This is a genomic window from Streptomyces sp. NPDC046925, assembly GCF_040644915.1.
Taxonomy (GTDB): domain Bacteria; phylum Actinomycetota; class Actinomycetes; order Streptomycetales; family Streptomycetaceae; genus Streptomyces.
The window spans coordinates 1,248,613-1,265,739 of sequence record NZ_JBEYWZ010000002.1 but is presented as its reverse complement, the minus strand read 5'-3'; the positions used below and the strand labels follow the sequence as shown (position 1 = coordinate 1,265,739).

Genomic DNA, 17,127 nt, shown 5'->3' with positions numbered 1-17,127 from the left:
CCCTCAGGAGACACCCACCCATGAGCACCACCGTCCTCGCCGCCGGCAACCACTTCATCCGCCCGGGCCTGTTCGCCGAGGCCGTGCGCGCCGCCGCCGGGGAACTCCCGCTGGACGTCCGCGAGCTGCAATTCCCCTGGCCGCACACCCCCTTCGGCCCCGTCGCCGAGGTCATCGAGGCATCCGGCAGCGAGGAGGAGATGATCGAGGCGCTCCGGGGCGTCCGGATCTGCGTCACCGAACACGGCCCGCTCACCGAGCGCATCCTCGCCGCCTGCCCCGACCTGGAGCTCTTCTGCACCAGCCGCGGCGGCCCGGTCAACGCCAACCTCGAAGCGGCGACGAAGCACGGCGTGGCCGTCTGCTACGCCCCCGGCCGCAACGCCACCGCCACCGCCGAACACACCCTCACCCTGCTGCTCGCCGCCGCCCGCGGTGTCGGCGACACCCACACCGACCTGCGCGAGGGCACCTGGCGCGGCGACTACTACGACTACGACAACTGCGGCATCGAGATCGAAGGCGCGACCGTCGGCCTGATCGGCTACGGCGCCATCGGCAGCCGCGTCGCCAAGGTCCTGCGCGCCCTGGGCGCCGACATCCTCGTGCACGACCCGTACGTACGGCCCGACGCGCTGGAGGGAGTGGCGGAACAGGTCTCCCTCGATGAACTGCTGCGCCGCTCGCGCGTCGTCTCCCTGCACGCCCGCGTCACCGACGAGACCAAAGGCATGATCGGCCGCGCGCAGATCGCCGCGATGCCCCGCGGCTCGATCCTGGTCAACTGCGCCCGCGGTGCGCTGCTCGACTACGACGCCGCCTGCGACGCGCTGGAATCGGGGCACCTGGCGGGGGCGGGCTTCGACGTCTTCCCCGAGGAGCCGCTGCCCGCGGACTCCCGCCTCCTGACCGCCCCCGGTGTCGTCCTCACCCCGCACATCGCGGGCGGCAGCAGGCAGGTCGCGCACAAGGCGGCGGGCATCGCGGCGGCGGAGGTCGGCCGCTTCCTGCGCGGCGAACCCCTCGCGCACTGCGCCAACCCCGAGGTCATCCGGGCGGGTTGAGGCGGGCCCCGGCGGCGTAGCCTGCGATCAGGAGGTGGTTGTATGCGCGAGGCATCCTCATCGGGGCACCCGGCGCCGGGAGATCCGGGCCTTTTCGGCCCCACGTCCGTGACCTGGCAGATGCACGGCGACCCGATGATGTGGGTCGCCGGGATACGCGCCCTGTATCTGCAGGCCCTGCACCCGCGCGCGGTCCGCGGCGTCATGCAGAACTCCGACTTCCGCAAGGACGCCTGGGGCCGCCTCATGCGCACCGCCAGCTTCGTGGGCACCACCACGTACGGCACCACCGAGGTCGCCGAGCAGGCGGGCGCACGGGTGCGGAAGATCCACACGATGCTGACGGCCACCGACCCCGACACGGGGGAGCGGTACGGCGTGGACGAGCCCGGGCTGCTGCTCTGGGTGCACTGCGCCGAGATCGACTCCTATCTGCACGTCGCCCGCCGGTCCGGTTTCCGCCTGACCGGCGAACTCGCCGACCGGTACGTCGACGAACACCGGCAGAGCGCCCGGCTCGTCGGCCTCGACCCCGACGGCGTACCGGCGTCGACCGCGGAACTCGCCGCCTACTTCGAGCGGGTCCGGCCCGAACTGGCCGCCGGGCCCGAGGCACGCGACGTCGACGACTTCCTGCGGCGCCCGCCGACCCACCCGCTGCTTGTTCCGGCGCGCGCCCTGCTGTGGCGGCGCGTCGCGAATCTGGCGTACTCCTCGCTGCCGCCCTACGCCCACGAGCTGTACGGCAGAACGGCCCCGCCGCCCGCCACCGTGACCCGGCGACTCGTCACCACCGGCACCATCCTGCGCACCGTCCCCGCGCGTATACGCTGGCAACTTCCCCCGAAGCACATTCTGCGCGCCATGGCCAGGCTCGGGCCCGGCGCCCGGCCTGCCCCGTACAAACTCGACAGGCGGGCAGCCATACTGGACGGGCCGGGGAGGGCGAAGCGAAGCAACGGGGGCGACGGCGGGAGATGGCGGACACCAGGCTGATCCAGGGCCGCTACAGGCTGCTGGACCTGATCGGGCGCGGCGGCATGGGCGAAGTGTGGCGTGCGCGCGACGAATCCCTCGGACGCAGGGTCGCCGTGAAGTGCCTCAAGCCTCTCGGGCCCCAGACCGACCAGTCCTTCACCCGCGTGCTGCGCGAGAGGTTCCGGCGCGAGGCACGCGTCGCGGCGGCCCTCCAGCACCGCGGCGTCACCGTGGTCCATGACTTCGGGGAACACGACGGCGTCCTGTATCTGGTCATGGAACTGCTCGAAGGCCGCAACCTCAGTCAGCTCCTGGAGGACAACCGACAGCATCCGCTGCCCGTCGCGGACGTCGTGGAGATCGCCGACCAGGTCGCGGCGGCGCTCGCGTACACCCATGAACAGGGCATCGTGCACCGGGACCTGAAGCCCGCGAACATCATGCGGCTCACGGACGGCACGGTGAAGATCTGCGACTTCGGCATCGCCAGGCTCGGCGCCGACATCGGCTTCACCTCACGCCTGACCGGCACGGGCATCGCCATGGGCACCCCGCACTACATGTCGCCCGAGCAGATCAGCGGCGCCCCGGTCGACCAGCGCAGCGACCTCTACTCCTTCGGCTGCGTGCTGTACGAGATCGCCACCGGCGCGCCGCCGTTCGACCTGGAGGACGCGTGGGCCGTCCTCGTCGGCCACCGCGACACGACTCCCGAGCCGCCCCGCAGGCACCGCGGCGAACTGCCCGAGTACTTCGAGCGGATCGTCCTCGACCTGCTCGCCAAGGAACCGGACGAGCGGCCGGGCGACGCCCGCGAACTGGGGCGCCGCATCGTCTCGGGCCGCAGCGTCGTCCCCGTTGTCCCTTCGTACGTCCCTACCGTCGTCACCCCGCCCGTGCGCCGCCCCGAGCAGCCGCCCTCGCACGAACCGCGGCTGCCCTCGTGGACCCGCGGCATGACCACCGGACACAAGGCGAACGGCGTGTCCGAACTGCGCACGACACCGCCCGACGCGGCGGCGGGCCTGACCGGCGAGTGGATCCCGCGCACCGACGCGCGCCGTGCCGCCACCCCGCGGCAGCCCGAACGGCCCACCCCGTCCCCGGAGGTGGTGGCCACCCTCCTCAGCCGGCACAACGCGGGCCTGAGCCTGGGGCGCCTGGGCCGCTGGGCCGAGGCGGGCGAGGTGCACCGCGCGGTGGCCGCCGAGCGGGAGCACGCCCTTGGCCCCGACCACCCCGACACCCTCGCGAGCCGCTACGAAGTGGGCTTCACCCTCAGCCGCACCGGCCGCGCGGCCGACGCCCTGCGGGAGTACGGCCGCGTCGCGCAGGGCAGGGAGCGCACGCTCGGCCCCGAGCACCCGGACACGCTCGCCGCCCGGCAGGAAATGGCGTACGTCATGGGGCAGTTGGGACGGCACTTCGAGGCACACCAGATGTACACCTCGGTGCTCGCCGTGCGGGAGCGGACCGCGGGCGCCGATCACCCCGACACCCTGCGCTGCCGCCACAACCTCGCATACAACCTCAGCAGGCTCGGCCGTCTGGAGGACTCCTACCGGCTGGCCCGCGAGGTCGCGACGGCCAGGGCCCGCGTCCTCGGCGCCACCCACCCCGACACCCTGGTCACCCGCTACGAAGTCGCCTACGCCCTGGGGCAGTTGGGCCGATGGCCCGAGGCGCTCCAGACGTACCGCGAGGTCGCCGACGCGCGCGTGCGGGCGCTCGGCGCCGACCACCCCGACACCCTCGCCGCGCGCTACGAGGTGGGCATCAGCCTGGGACGGCTCAGCCGCAGCGGCGAGGCCCTCGAGCTGTACCGCGACCTGATCGACGACCGCACCCGGGTCAACGGCCCCTCCCACCCCGAGACCCTGCGCGCCCGGCACGGCCTCGGCGTCAATCTCGGCCGTCAGGGCCGCTGGGAGGAAGCCCTGGCCGAGGCCCGTGACGTCTGCGCGATCCGCGAACGCGTCCTGGGCGGCGACCACCCCGACACCCTGGTCAGCCGCCGCGAGGTGGCCGTGGGCCTGGGCTGGCTCGGCCGCTGGGCGGACGCCCTGACCGAGTACCGCCGGGTCGCGGCCGCCCGCGAACAAGTCCTGGGCGCCGACCACCCCGACGCCCTGGCCAGCCGCAACGACGAGGCGCACTGTCTGGAGCAGCTGGGCCGGGGCACCGAGGCGGTCGAGCTCTACCGGCGGGTGGCGGCGCTTCGCCAGCGGCGGGCTTGACCCGCGGGGGCGTCCCGGGTTCGTGGCCGCCTGCCGGTGCGTCGTGGCCGGGCGCGCAGTTCCCCGCGCCCCTTGGGGGCGCTCGGCGCCCCCGCGTGTTACCAAGGGCTATGCCTCCTCGCGATCGTTACGACGCCGTCATCGTCGGCGGTGGTCACAACGGCCTCGTCGCCGCCGCCTATCTCGCCCGTGCCGGGCGCTCCGTCCTGCTTCTGGAGCGGCTGTCCGGGACCGGCGGCGCGGCCGTGTCCAGCCGGCCCTTCGCCGGCGTCGACGCCCGCCTCTCGCGCTACTCGTACCTCGTCAGCCTCCTGCCGCGGAAGATCGTCCGGGATCTCGACCTGGACTTCCGGGTGCGCACCCGCACCGTCTCCTCCTACACGCCGACCGAGCGCGACGGGCGCCCGGCGGGACTGCTCGTCGGCGGGGGCGAGGCACGTACCAGGGACGCGTTCGAGCGGCTCACCGGCGGCCCGCGGGAGTACGAGGCGTGGCGGGAGTTCTACGCCATGACCGGGCAGGTCGCCGAGCAGGTGTTCCCCACGCTCACCGAGCCGCTGCCCACGCGCGAGGCGCTGCGCGAGCGGATCGGCGACGAGGACGCCTGGCGGACGCTCTTCGAGGAGCCCATCGGCGCCGCCATCGAGGAACGGTTCCACGACGACCTGGTGCGCGGGGTGGTGCTCACCGACGCCCTCATCGGGACGTTCGCCGACGCCCACGACCCGTCCCTGCGCCAGAACCGCTGCTTCCTCTACCACGTCATCGGCGGCGGCACCGGCGACTGGAACGTGCCCGTCGGCGGCATGGGCGCGCTCACCGGCGCCCTCGCGGACGCGGCTCGCGCGGCGGGCGCCGAGCTCGCCACGGACCACGAGGTCACCCGCATCGAGTCGGACGGACGGAGCGCCGAGGTCACGTACCGCACGCCCGGGCGCGAAGCCACCGTCGCCGCGCGGCACGTCCTGGTCAACGCGTCCCCGCAGGAGCTCGCCGCCCTCGTCGGCGACGCACCGCCCGCCCCCGCCGAAGGCGCGCAGCTCAAGGTCAACATGCTGCTCGAACGGCTGCCGAAGCTGCGCGACACCTCGGTCGACCCGCACGAGGCCTTCGCCGGGACCTTCCACATCGGGGAGGGGTACGGCGAGCTGGCCACCGCGTACGCCCAGGCCGCGGCCGGTGAGCTGCCCGCCGCACCGCCGTCCGAGATCTACTGCCACTCGCTCACGGACCCCAGCATCCTCGCCCCCGAGCTGGTGGAGCGCGGCTGCCAGACCCTCACCCTCTTCGGACTGCACACGCCCGCCCGCCTCTTCGCCCGGGACAACGACACCGCACGGGCCGAACTGTTGAAGTCGACCCTGGCGCAGCTGGACGCCCACCTGGCCGAGCCGCTCGCCGACTGCCTGGCCACCGACGAAGACGGGCGCCCCTGCATCGAGGCCAAGACCCCGCTCGACCTCGAACGCGACCTGCGCCTTCCCGGCGGCAACATCTTCCACCGCGACCTGGCCTTCCCGTACGCGCAGGAAGGCACCGGGCGCTGGGGCGTGGAGACGCGGCACGCGAACGTCCTGCTGTGCGGGGCGGGTGCCGTGCGCGGCGGCGGGGTCAGCGGCATCCCCGGACACAACGCGGCCATGGCAGCGCTGGGGGAGTAGGCCCCCGCCAGAGTCCCGCCAGGGCCCCGCCCCGCCTCAGTCGGCCGAGGGGGCCCAGCCCACCGCCTCGATGCGGGCCGCGTCGGCGGGCCGCGCCTCGTCGAAGGCGGTACGGCCGCCGTCCTCGACCCGCAGCCCGTCGGCGTACGCGCCGCGCCCCACGTAGAGCTGGTCGGTCGCGTAGCGCCAGCGCAGCCGCACCAGCTCGCCCCGCAACCCGGAGAGGTCGGCGGTGAGGCGGTGCCAGACGCGCCCGGACCAGCCGGAGGCGGTGCCGTCGGGGTGCGGGCGGGGATCGGAGCCCCGGTGCTGCGTCGTGAACGGCACCGGCTGCCACGTCGCGCCGTCGTCCCGCGAGGCCTCCAGGCGCAGTTGGTCGGAGCCCGGCTCGGTGTCCCACCACAGCTCGCAGCGCAGCCTCGCCCGGTCGGTGGCGAGGGTGAGCGGCGGCAGGGTCAGGGTGGCCGATGCCGCGTTCGCCATGCCGGAGAACCATGCGGTGCGGCCCCGCGCGGGGCGTACCGGAACGGCGCGTGCCATGCGGTTCGCCGCCGCCACCCTGGGGGCCGAGCCGGAGCGCCAGCTGCGCACCGGGTGGACCGAGTTGCCGAGGACGACGAGGAAGGAGTCGGTCGTCGGGTCCAGGACGAGGGAGGTGCCGGTGAAGCCCGTGTGGCCCGCGGTGCGCGGCGTCGCCATCGCGCCCATGTACCAGTGCTGGTAGAGCTCGAAGCCCAGGCCGTGCTCGTCGCCGGGGAAGTCGGTGTTGAAGTCGGTGAACATCAGCTTCACGGACGCGTCGGACAGGATGCGGGAGCGGCCGTAGACGCCGCCGTTGAGCAGGGTCCGGCCGAGGATCGCGAGGTCCCAGGCGCAGGAGAAGACTCCCGCGTGCCCGGCGACCCCGCCGAAGCCGAAGGCGTTCTCGTCGTGCACCTCGCCCCACACCATGCCGCGGTCAAGGCCCGACCAGGGCAGGCGGGCGTCCTCGGTGGCGGCGATCTTCCGCTGCCAGGAGGCGGGCGGGTTGTAGCGGGTGCGGTGCATTCCGAGCGGAGCGGTGATCTCGTCGCGGAGCAGGGCGTCGAGGCGGCGGCCCGTGATCTCTTCGAGGACCAGCTGGAGCGAGATCAGATTCAGGTCCGAGTAGAGATACTTGGTGCCGGGCGGGTTGAGCGGCTTCTCCTGCCAGATGAGGCGCAGCTGACCCTCGCGCGTGGGTTCCTTGTAGAGGGGGATCCAGGCGCGGAAACCCGAGGTGTGGGTGAGGAGCTGGCGGATCGTGACGTCCTGCTTGCCCCCGCCCCCGAAGTCGGGGATGTACGAGGCGACCTTCGCCTCGAGGTCCAGCTTGCCGCGCTCGATCTGCTGCACGGCGAGCAGCGAGGTGAACAGCTTCGAGACGGAGGCGAGGTCGAAGACCGTGTCCTTGGCCATCGCGATCTGCCGGTCGGCCGGCAACTCGGTGCCGGTGTCGGTCTTCTCGTCGTACGCCGCGTAGCGCACCGCCTTGCCGATGGGCTGGTGCAGGGCGACCGTGCCGCCGCGGCCCGCGAGCAGGACGGCGCCCGCGTACCAGGGGTGCTTGGGCGAGGGGCCGAGGAACTGCTCTGCGTCGGCGACCAGTTGCCGCAGGTGCCCGGCGAGGAGCCCGGCGCGCTCGGGGGTGCCGGGCCGCAGCGTCGGATGCCCGGCGCCGGACGCCGCACCCGCCGCGGCGGCAGCGGGACCCGCGGGGAACGGCACGAGCGCGAGCGCCCCGCCGAGGGCCACGGCCCGCGCTCCCAGTTGGCGTCGGCTCAGACCGCCGCCCGCTCTGCCCGCCGCCCCGCTGTCCTCGGCCATGACCGCGCCCCCTCCTGGAACTCTTCTGAGCTGAAATTATCTTTCGGGATCACAAGAGACTGCTGAAACTTTCATGTCAGCGCCCGGCCCTGTCAACCGAGCGCGCCCCGTAAAGATCTGACACTGCATCAGAAAATCTCTTCCGTCGTCCGGACGGCTGCGGCATCCTGCGCCCATGCAGACAGAGCTGAGCAGGAAACTGGGGATCGAGCACGCCATCTTCGGCTTCACGCCCTTCCCGGCGGTGGCGGCCGCCATCAGCAGGGCGGGCGGATTCGGTGTGCTCGGCGCGGTCCGCTACACGGCGCCCGACGAGCTGGCCCGGGACCTCGACTGGATGCAGGAGCACGTCGAGGACCGGCCCTACGGACTCGATGTCGTGATGCCCGCCAAGAAGGTCGAGGGGGTGAGCGAGGCCGACGTCGAGGCGATGATCCCCGAAGGCCACCGCCGGTTCGTCGAGGACACCCTCGCCAAGCACGGTGTACCCGAACTCGCCGAGGGCGAAGCCTCCGGCTGGCGCATCACCGGGTGGATGGAGCAGGTCGCGCGCAACCAGCTCGACGTCGCCTTCGACTATCCGATCAAGCTGCTCGCCAACGCGCTCGGCTCACCGCCCGCCGACGTCATCCAACGCGCGCACGACAACGACGTCCTGGTCGCCGCGCTCGCGGGCAGCGCCCGGCACGCGCAGAAGCACGCCGACGCGGGCATCGACATCGTCGTCGCGCAGGGCTACGAGGCGGGCGGGCACACCGGCGAGATCGCCTCCATGGTCCTGACCCCGGAAGCCGTCGAGGCCGTCGCGCCGCTGCCGGTGCTCGCGGCGGGCGGCATCGGCAGCGGCGAGCAGATCGCGGCGGCGTTCGCGCTCGGCGCGCAGGGCGTGTGGCTCGGCTCCCTCTGGCTCACCACCACGGAGGCCGACATGCACTCGCGGGCCCTGACCGAGAAACTCCTGGCGGCGGGCTCGGGCGACACGGTCCGCTCGCGCGCCCTCACGGGCAAACCCGCACGCCAGCTGCGCACCGAATGGACCGACGCCTGGGACGACCCCAGCGGGCCCGGCACCCTGCCCATGCCGCTGCAAGGGCTCCTGGTCGCCGAGGCGGTCTCGCGCATCCAGAAGTACGAGGTCCAGGCGCTGCTCGGCACGCCCGTCGGGCAGATCGTCGGCCGGATGAACAGCGAACGCAGCGTCCAGGCGGTCTTCGACGACCTGACCCGCGGCTTCGAGCGCGCCATCGACCGCGTGAACCGCATCGCCGGACGCGACTGACGCTCCGGACGCGACTGACGAGACGACGGAGGAGAGGCCCTTATGAGCAGCATGCCGGACAGCGCGCCCCCCAACGGCTTCTGGGCGCAGGCCCAGGCCGACCCGGACCGTGCCGTACTGATCGCGCCCGACGGCGAGGAGTGGACCGCACGGCGCCTGCACGCGGCCGTCAACCAGCTCGTCCACGGGCTGCGCGCCGCGGGCCTCGAACGAGGCGACGCCTTCGCCGTCGTGCTGCCCAACGGCGTCGAGTTCCTCACCGCGTATCTGGCCGCCTCGCAGGCCGGGTTCTATCTCGTGCCGGTCAACCACCACCTGGTCGGGCCCGAGATCGCCTGGATCGTCGCCGACTCCGGAGCGAAGGTGCTCGTCGCGCACGAGCGCTTCGGCCGGGCGGCGACCGACGCCGCCGACGAGGCGAAGCTCCCGGCCACCCACCGGTACTCCGTGGGCGCGATCGACGGCTTTTGCCCGTACGCCGAACTCCTGGCCGGGCAGCCGGAGTCCGTGCCGGAGGACCGCACCCTCGGCTGGGTCATGAACTACACGTCGGGCACCACGGGACGCCCACGCGGCATCCGGCGCCCGCTGTCCGGCAAGCTCCCCGAGGAGTCCTACCTCGGCGGTTTCCTCGGCATCTTCGGCGTCAGGCCCTTCGACGGCAACGTGCACCTCGTCTGCTCGCCGCTCTACCACACGGCCGTCCTCCAGTTCGCCGGCGCCGCCCTGCACATCGGCCACCCCTTGGTCCTGATGGACAAGTGGACGCCCGAGGAGATGCTCCGCCTCATCGACACCCACAAGTGCACGCACACCCATATGGTGCCGACCCAGTTCCACCGCCTCCTCGCACTGCCGGACGCGACGAAGGAGGCGTACGACGTGTCATCGATGCGGCACGCCATCCACGGCGCCGCTCCCTGCCCCGACCACGTCAAACGGGCGATGATCGAGTGGTGGGGCGAGTGCGTCGAGGAGTACTACGCGGCCAGCGAGGGCGGCGGCGCCTTCGCCACCGCGCAGGATTGGCTGAAGCGGCCCGGCACCGTCGGCAAGGCCTGGCCCATCAGCGAACTGGCCGTCTTCGACGACGACGGCAACAAGCTGCCCGCCGGTGAACTCGGCACCGTCTACATGAAGATGAGCACCGGCGGATTCTCGTACCACAAGGACGAGTCCAAGACGAAGAAGAACCGCATCGGCGACTTCTTCACGGTCGGCGACCTCGGCTATCTCGACGAGGACGGCTATCTCTATCTCCGCGACCGCAAGATCGACATGATCATCTCGGGCGGGGTCAACATCTACCCCGCCGAGATCGAGTCCGCCCTGCTCACCCACCCCGCCGTGGCGGACGCCGCCGCGTTCGGCATCCCGCACGACGAGTGGGGCGAGCAGGTCAAGGCGGTCGTGGAGGTCGCGGACGGCCGCACGGCGGACGACGCGCTGGCCACCGAGATCCTCGACCACTGCGAGCGCCGACTGGCGGGCTACAAACGCCCCAAGAGCGTCGACTTCATCGAGACGATGCCACGCGACCCGAACGGCAAGCTCTACAAGCGCAGGCTGCGTGAGCCGTACTGGGAGGGAAGGGAACGCGCGCTGTAGTCCGCACCCGCAGGTCACCCCGCGTCGGGCAGGACGCGGGGTGACCCTGTGGCGATCGGCGTGGCGGGGGGCCTCAGCGGCGTTCGCGCACCTTGACCACCTTCAGCTTCGGGTCGCGCATGATGTCCTTCTCGCAGAACCGCGAGGTCACCCACCGCTCACCGGAGTACAGCCGTGTCTGGTCGCTGTAGTGGGGCGAGTTCGGGTTCGACGACTGCGAGTAGGTGAGCAGCGTGCGCGCCTGCGGGCAGCGGCTCTTGTCCCAGCCGACCGCCTGGATGTGGCTCGAACCGTGCGCCACCTCGGTGTAGCCGCCGCCCTTCGCGTCCCAGACCGGCTCGACCTTGTTCCACACGCCGATCGACTCCGTGCCGCCGTGCACCGGCAGCCGCTGGGAGCCGCGTACGACGAACTGGTTCTTGCCCAGCGGGGCGTCCAGGGCGATGCCCGCACCGCCCAGCTCGGACACCGCGTCGGCGAGCGCGGGCGCGAAGCCGGGCGCGTCCGTGTCGAGGGTGTTCGGGGTGCGCACCGGGTCGGCGGCGGAGAACGGCACCTTCCACAGCCGGGCGTTCGGCACGGAGGCCACCAGCTTGCGCCAGAACCGGTCGAAGAGCAGGGCGCCCCTGCTGTCCGTGTTCATGCTGTGGTCCCAGGTCTTGAGGACGTCACAGGCCTTGCGCACGTCGACGGCCTTGCCGTCCGTGCCCGTCGCGGTGCCGCCGGGCAGCGCGGCACACGCGCGCGCCGCGTCGTCGGCGGCCAGATCGCCCGCCGGCGCCCGGTTCGCGAACTGCTGCTTCTGGAGGTCCCTGACCGTCAGACCGCCCTCCTTCGCCATCGCGGCGACATCCTCGATCGCGCCGCGCGTGCGCATGGAGCGCTGGGTGCCGATCGTCCCGAAGACCCGCTCGTAGCCCGTGATCGGCTTGTCCGCGTTGGTGAGCCAGGCGCTGTCGTTGGAGTTCTCCGCGTACGGGGCGTCCTTGAGGGTGGGCATCTTCGACGGACCGAAGACACCGGGCTGTACGGCGTCCTTGTCCGAGCCGATCTTGCAGTCGCCGCGCGAGCCGTCGAGCACGGCCACACCCGACGCCGGATACGTGACCTTGCCCAGATCGGTGGAGCAGCGCTGTGCGAGGTCGTCGGTGATGCGGGGAAGGACCTGCGACTGGCTGAGCAGCGAGTGGCCCTTGCGGTCGGCGGCGATGGTGTTGACCCAGGGGAGTCCCTGCGTGTCGCGCAGCGCCTTCAGGATGCCGTCGGTGGAGCGCGCCTTGCCGAAACCGAGGTCGGTGTCGCTGCCGCGCATGTTCCTGGCGTTCGGGTCGTTCAGGGCGTACGCGGTCTTCGCCGACCAGGGCAGCGGGAGCTGCGCGCCGAGGCCGTTGGTGACCGGGCCGTACCGGGTCCACCACTGCGTGCGGGTCACCGGGGCGCCGCCCTTGACCGGCACCTCGACCGTCCGCTTCGTCATCTTCTCCGGCTTGCCGTCCACCAGATAGGCGGTCGGATCGGCCGGGTCGAGCGTGAGCTGGTGCAGATTGAGGGTCACGCCCGTGGCCACCGTATGGCTCCACGCCACATCGCCGTTGAAGCCGATGTTGACGACGCTCGTGCCGAGCAGCGAACCGCCCGAGACGTTCAGCTCGCCCGGGATGGTCTGCTGCGACTGCCAGAAGCGGCGGCCGCCCTGCCAGGGATAGTGCGGATTGCCGAGCAGCAGGCCCTTGCCGTTCGCGGTGGTCTTCCCGCTGAACGCGACGGCGTTGGACCCCATCACGGCCTCGTCGGCCGAGAAGAGCTTGCGTGCCTCCTCGGCGGTGCGCCCGGGGTCGGGGGCGCGGTCCGGGGCCGACGCGGCCGGGGGCTGCGCGGCGGTGATGCCGTCGATGCCGCGCCCCTGACCGCCGAGGACCTGGACGGCGAAGCCCTGCCTGGCCACGTCCAGGGAGGTGATCGGGCGCAGCCACGCGGCGCCCTTGCAGGCCGGGTCGGTGACGCGGTTCTGCTTCAGCCAGGCGTTGTAGCCCGCGGCGAAGCCGCGCATCAGCTTCTTCGACGTGGCGCTCGGCCCCGCGGGCGCGGGCTGCTTCAGAAGCTTCTCCACCGTGTGCGTGTCGCGGACACCGCCGAAGTAGAGGTCGCTTGCGAGGTTCGTGGTCGCCGAGGACAGCGAGCCGTCGGGCTTGCCGTCGGCGCCGAAGTGACGTGACCGCTCCCCGCGCACGGTCACATATCCCTCGGCGAGGGTGCACACCTGGTCGGCGGCCTGCGCCCAGCCGGTGCCGAAGCCGAGGTTCTCGTAGTCCCTGGCCAGGATGTGCGGAATGCCGTACTGGGTGTAGCGGACGGTCGCGGACAGGCCGCCGCCCGACGGGTGGGCGTCACGGTCCTCCGCCGCGCCGGCCGATGACGGCAGCAGGGCTCCGGCGGTCAACAGGCTGATGCCCAGAGCCATGAGGCGTCTGGTGCGGCTGCGCATAAAGCCTCCCAACGGGGTTGAGGGAAGGGGCGGTTGAGCGTACCAACCGGTATGTGAATTCGAGTACCGGAACGGACCTGTTCGTGCCCCGTCCGGAGCCTTGACCGCCGTGACGCGTGCGGCACAGGATCACGCCATGACGGGTGTACGCAGCAATACGGTCGACGATGTCCTCCACCGCAGTGCCCGGCGCGTTCCGGGGCGCGTGGCCCTGCGCTACGGCGAGCGGGTGTGGACCTACGCGGAGCTCGACGCGGCCGTCTCGCGCGCGGCCCGGGTGCTGCGCGACGCGGGCCTCGGCGCGGGCGACCGGGTCGGCGCCTACGCGCACAACTCCGACGCGTATCTGATCGGCTTCCTGGCCTGCTCGCGGGCGGGCCTCGTCCATGTGCCGGTCAACCAGAACCTCGTCGGCGACGACCTGGCGTACATCGTGAGCCAGTCCGGCAGCTCCGTGGTCCTCGCCGACCCGGATCTCGCCGGGCGCCTGCCCGGTGACGTACGCGTGCTCACCCTGCGGGACACGGAGGACTCGCTGCTCGCGCGGCTCGCCGTCGCACCGGCCTTCGACGGGGACGCGCCCGGCGACGGCGACCTCGTCCAGCTGCTCTACACCTCCGGCACCACCGCCCTGCCCAAGGGCGCGATGATGACGCACCGTTCGCTCGTGCACGAGTACGTCAGCGCCATCACTGCCCTCGACCTCAAGGAGACGGACAAGCCCGTCCACTCGCTGCCGCTCTACCACTCGGCGCAGATGCACGTCTTCCTCCTGCCGTACCTCGCGGTGGGCGCGGAGAACACGATCATCGACGCGCCCGACACCGAGCGGATCTTCGAGCTGGTCGAAGCGGGCCGCGCCGACAGCCTCTTCGCGCCGCCCACCGTGTGGATCGGCCTCTCGAACCACCCCGGCTTCGCCACCCGCGACCTCGGCGGGCTGCGCAAGGCGTACTACGGGGCGTCGATCATGCCCGTCCCCGTGCTTGAGCGCCTGCGCGAACGGCTGCCGTCGCTCGGTTTCTACAACTGCTTCGGGCAGAGCGAGATCGGCCCCCTCGCCACCGTCCTCGGGCCCGACGAGCACGAGGGGCGGATGGACTCCTGCGGTCGGCCCGTCCTGTTCGTCGAGGCACGGGTCGTCGACGAGCACGGCCTTGAGGTGCCCGACGGGACAGCCGGAGAAGTCGTCTACCACTCGCCGCAGTTGTGCGAGGGCTACTGGGACAAGCCCGAGGAGACCAAGGAGGCGTTCCGCGACGGATGGTTCCACTCCGGGGACCTCGCCGTGCGCGACGAGGACGGCTACTTCACGATCGTCGACCGGGTGAAGGACGTCATCAACTCCGGCGGCGTCCTCGTCGCCTCGCGCCAGGTCGAGGACGCGCTCTACACCCATGAGCGGGTCGCGGAGGCGGCCGTGATCGGGCTGCCGGACGAGCGCTGGATCGAGGCGGTCACCGCGGTCGTCGTACGCAACGGAGCTGTCACCGAAGCCGAACTCATCGACCACGCACGCGAGAAGCTCGCCCACTTCAAGGCACCCAAGAAGGTCCTCTTCGTGGACGAGCTGCCGCGCAACGCGAGCGGGAAGATCCTCAAGCGGGAGCTGCGGGACCGCTTCAGCGCCTCATAGGCACCCCACCGGCTATTTGCCCCGCAGGTCCACGATCCGCTTGAACTTGCCCACCGACCGCTCGATCGTCTCCGGATCGACGATCTCGACCGCCACCGAGACGCCGATCCCGTCCTTCACCGCCGTCGCGATCTCCCGGGCCGCCGCCTCGCGCCGCTCGGGAGTCGTGTCCGCGCGGGCCTCGGCCCGGACCGTCAGCGCGTCCATACGGCCCTCGCGGCTCAGGCGCAGCTGGAAGTACGGGGCGACGCCCGGCGTGCGCAGGACGATCTCCTCGACCTGGGTGGGAAAGAGGTTCACGCCGCGCAGGATCACCATGTCGTCCGAACGGCCGGTGATCTTCTCCATCCGGCGGAACGTCCGCGCGGTGCCGGGCAGCAGGCGGGTGAGATCGCGGGTGCGGTAACGGACGACGGGCATGGCCTCCTTGGTGAGGGAGGTGAAGACCAGCTCGCCGCGCTCGCCGTCCGCAAGGACCTCGCCGGTGATCGGGTCCACCACCTCGGGATAGAAGTGGTCCTCCCAGATGTGCAGACCGTCCTTGGTCTCCACGCACTCCTGGGCGACTCCGGGGCCGATGACCTCGGAGAGCCCGTATATGTCCACCGCGTCGATCGCGAACCGCTCCTCGATCTCGCGGCGCATCTCCTCCGTCCACGGCTCGGCGCCGAAGATGCCGACCTTGAGGGACGTCGTGCGCGGGTCGACGCCCTGGCGCTCGAACTCCTCCAGGAGCGTCAGCATGTACGAGGGGGTCACCATGATGATCTCGGGGCGGAAGTCCTGGATCAGCTGGACCTGGCGTGCCGTCATGCCGCCGGACGCGGGAATCACCGTGCAGCCGAGCCGCTCGGCCCCGTAGTGCGCGCCGAGGCCGCCGGTGAACAGGCCGTACCCGTACGCCACATGCACCTTGTGCCCGGGACGGCCGCCCGCCGCGCGGATCGAGCGCGCGACGACGTCCGCCCACATCGACAGGTCCTGCTCGGTGTAGCCGACGACCGTGGGGCGCCCCGTCGTGCCGCTGGACGCGTGCAGGCGCCGCACCTCGGACTGCTCGACCGCGAACATCCCGAAGGGGTAGTTGTCCCGCAGATCACTCTTGGCCGTGAACGGGAAGCGGGCCAGATCGGAGAGCGTACGGCAGTCGTCGGGGTGCAGCCCCGCCTTGTCGAAGGCCGCCCGGTAGAAGGGCACGTTCTCGTACGCGTGCAGCAAGGTGTCCTGCAAACGTTCCAGCTGCAGTGCCTCGAGCTCCTCGCGCCCCAGGCGCTCCGCCGCGTCCAGCATCGCCGTCATATGCGGTTTCTCCCGTCCCAAACGGGCGACCGATCATTCGGTCGTCGATCTTCCGTCGAGCTCAGTAATCCAGCCCCCGGGGGCGGTCGTCAAGAGATCTCGCAGCCCGGCCTTGAGCTGGGACACCTTGGCCGAACAACGTTGTCCGGGTGTGGCGCGAGATGTGATGATCACCTTCATGCCGACCTTCACCGCATACGACGGGACCGAGCTGGCCTACCACGAGAAGGGGCAGGGCGAGCCGCTGCTCTGTGTGCCGGGCGGCCCCATGCGCGCCTCCGCCTATCTCGGAGATCTCGGCGGTCTGGCGGCGCACCGCCGCCTGGTCATGCTCGACCTGCGCGGCACGGGCGACTCCGCGGCGCCTGCCGACCCGGCGACGTACCGCTGCGACCGGCTCGTGGACGACGTCGAGGCGCTGCGCGAGCACCTGGGGCTCGACGGGATCGACCTGCTCGGCCATTCGGCGGCGGGCAACATCGCCACGCTGTACGCGGCACGCCACCCCAAGCGCGTCCGCCGCCTCGTCCTGATCACTCCGGCCACGCACGTGCTCGGCCTCACGCCGGGCCCCCGGGACCACCGTGACGCCGCGGCGGCCCACCGGGACGAGCCCTGGTACCCGGCCGCCGAGGCCGCGCTGGACGAGATCGAGGCCGGGCGCAGCCCCGCCGAGGTGTGGGACGCGCTCGCGCCCCTGGGGTACGGCCGCTGGGACGCCGCGGCGCAGGCGCACCAGGCGGCGAGCGCGCGGGAGAAGAACGCCGGCGCGGCAGCCGTGTTCTACGGCGACGGTGCCTTCGACCCGCCCGCCACGCGCGCCGCCCTCACCGCGCTCACGGCGCCGGTCCTTGTCCTCGCGGGGGAGCACGACGGTGTCCCCAACCCCGCGCACGCACAGGAGTTCGCCGCGTTCTTCCCGGGCGCCACACGGCAAGTGCAGCCGGGCGGCGGGCACTTCCCGTGGCTGGACGACCCGGAGTGGTTCGCGCGACGGGTGGCAGGATTCCTCGCGCAGGACTAGAGCTACCAGAG

General features: G+C 71.9%; 11 protein-coding genes. 8 read left to right on the top strand and 3 right to left on the bottom strand.

From position 1 onward, the window contains the following. The first annotated feature begins 20 nt into the window (after nt 1–20). From ABZ906_RS12250 to ABZ906_RS12235, 4 genes are all read left to right on the top strand, one after another. Nucleotides 21–1,064: a 2-hydroxyacid dehydrogenase gene (locus ABZ906_RS12250; RefSeq protein WP_361380888.1), complete on the top strand. Its 1,044-nt coding sequence runs from the start codon at nt 21–23 to the stop codon at nt 1,062–1,064. 42 nt (nt 1,065–1,106) lie between these two features. After that, nucleotides 1,107–2,060, top strand: coding sequence for an oxygenase MpaB family protein (locus ABZ906_RS12245; RefSeq protein WP_361380885.1), 954 nt, complete (start codon nt 1,107–1,109; stop codon nt 2,058–2,060). Continuing rightward, complete coding sequence (locus ABZ906_RS12240) at nt 2,042–4,279, top strand: serine/threonine-protein kinase (RefSeq protein WP_361380882.1); 2,238 nt, start codon at nt 2,042–2,044, stop codon at nt 4,277–4,279. The genes ABZ906_RS12245 and ABZ906_RS12240 overlap by 19 nt, the downstream gene beginning before the upstream one ends. Before the next feature lie 110 nt (nt 4,280–4,389). Next, a complete protein-coding gene (locus tag ABZ906_RS12235; protein WP_361380879.1) occupies nt 4,390–5,940 on the top strand; it encodes an NAD(P)/FAD-dependent oxidoreductase in 1,551 nt (516 codons plus the stop codon). A 36-nt stretch (nt 5,941–5,976) separates the two neighbouring features. Here ABZ906_RS12235 and ABZ906_RS12230 read toward each other — a convergent pair whose 3' ends face one another. Next, complete coding sequence (locus tag ABZ906_RS12230; RefSeq protein WP_361380876.1) at nt 5,977–7,785, bottom strand: serine hydrolase; 1,809 nt, start codon at nt 7,783–7,785, stop codon at nt 5,977–5,979. A 175-nt stretch (nt 7,786–7,960) separates the two neighbouring features. Here ABZ906_RS12230 and ABZ906_RS12225 point away from each other — a divergent pair, with 175 nt between their 5' ends. Together ABZ906_RS12225 and ABZ906_RS12220 are read left to right on the top strand one after the other, a co-directional pair. Further along, complete coding sequence (locus tag ABZ906_RS12225; RefSeq protein WP_361380873.1) at nt 7,961–9,064, top strand: nitronate monooxygenase family protein; 1,104 nt, start codon at nt 7,961–7,963, stop codon at nt 9,062–9,064. Between the two features lie 51 nt (nt 9,065–9,115). Next, on the top strand, nt 9,116–10,672 hold the full coding sequence (locus tag ABZ906_RS12220; RefSeq protein WP_361381440.1) for an acyl-CoA synthetase: 1,557 nt from the start codon (nt 9,116–9,118) through the stop codon (nt 10,670–10,672). Nucleotides 10,673–10,745: 73 nt separating this feature from the next. Here the strand turns inward: ABZ906_RS12220 and ABZ906_RS12215 are convergent, their stop codons facing one another. Continuing rightward, nucleotides 10,746–13,157: a penicillin acylase family protein gene (locus ABZ906_RS12215; protein WP_361380870.1), complete on the bottom strand. Its 2,412-nt coding sequence runs from the start codon at nt 13,155–13,157 to the stop codon at nt 10,746–10,748. Between the two features lie 136 nt (nt 13,158–13,293). Here ABZ906_RS12215 and ABZ906_RS12210 point away from each other — a divergent pair, with 136 nt between their 5' ends. Beyond that, a complete protein-coding gene (locus ABZ906_RS12210) occupies nt 13,294–14,793 on the top strand; it encodes an acyl-CoA synthetase (RefSeq protein ID WP_361380867.1) in 1,500 nt (499 codons plus the stop codon). Between the two features lie 12 nt (nt 14,794–14,805). Here the strand turns inward: ABZ906_RS12210 and paaK are convergent, their stop codons facing one another. Next, nucleotides 14,806–16,092 carry a phenylacetate--CoA ligase PaaK gene (gene paaK, locus ABZ906_RS12205; protein WP_361380864.1) on the bottom strand — a complete coding sequence of 429 codons (1,287 nt, stop codon included), beginning with the start codon at nt 16,090–16,092 and terminating at the stop codon, nt 14,806–14,808. A gap of 178 nt (nt 16,093–16,270) precedes the next feature. Here paaK and ABZ906_RS12200 point away from each other — a divergent pair, with 178 nt between their 5' ends. Continuing rightward, complete coding sequence (locus tag ABZ906_RS12200; protein ID WP_361183177.1) at nt 16,271–17,116, top strand: alpha/beta hydrolase; 846 nt, start codon at nt 16,271–16,273, stop codon at nt 17,114–17,116. Nucleotides 17,117–17,127 lie beyond the last annotated feature (11 nt).

Coding starts and splice junctions, on each gene's coding strand:
- ABZ906_RS12250 (WP_361380888.1), top strand. CDS start 21: ATGAGCACCACCGTCCTCGCCGCCGGCAACCACTTCATCCGCCCGGGC.
- ABZ906_RS12245 (WP_361380885.1), top strand. CDS start 1,107: ATGCGCGAGGCATCCTCATCGGGGCACCCGGCGCCGGGAGATCCGGGC.
- ABZ906_RS12240 (WP_361380882.1), top strand. CDS start 2,042: ATGGCGGACACCAGGCTGATCCAGGGCCGCTACAGGCTGCTGGACCTG.
- ABZ906_RS12235 (WP_361380879.1), top strand. CDS start 4,390: ATGCCTCCTCGCGATCGTTACGACGCCGTCATCGTCGGCGGTGGTCAC.
- ABZ906_RS12230 (WP_361380876.1), bottom strand. CDS start 7,785: ATGGCCGAGGACAGCGGGGCGGCGGGCAGAGCGGGCGGCGGTCTGAGC.
- ABZ906_RS12225 (WP_361380873.1), top strand. CDS start 7,961: ATGCAGACAGAGCTGAGCAGGAAACTGGGGATCGAGCACGCCATCTTC.
- ABZ906_RS12220 (WP_361381440.1), top strand. CDS start 9,116: ATGCCGGACAGCGCGCCCCCCAACGGCTTCTGGGCGCAGGCCCAGGCC.
- ABZ906_RS12215 (WP_361380870.1), bottom strand. CDS start 13,157: ATGCGCAGCCGCACCAGACGCCTCATGGCTCTGGGCATCAGCCTGTTG.
- ABZ906_RS12210 (WP_361380867.1), top strand. CDS start 13,294: ATGACGGGTGTACGCAGCAATACGGTCGACGATGTCCTCCACCGCAGT.
- paaK (WP_361380864.1), bottom strand. CDS start 16,092: ATGACGGCGATGCTGGACGCGGCGGAGCGCCTGGGGCGCGAGGAGCTC.
- ABZ906_RS12200 (WP_361183177.1), top strand. CDS start 16,271: ATGCCGACCTTCACCGCATACGACGGGACCGAGCTGGCCTACCACGAG.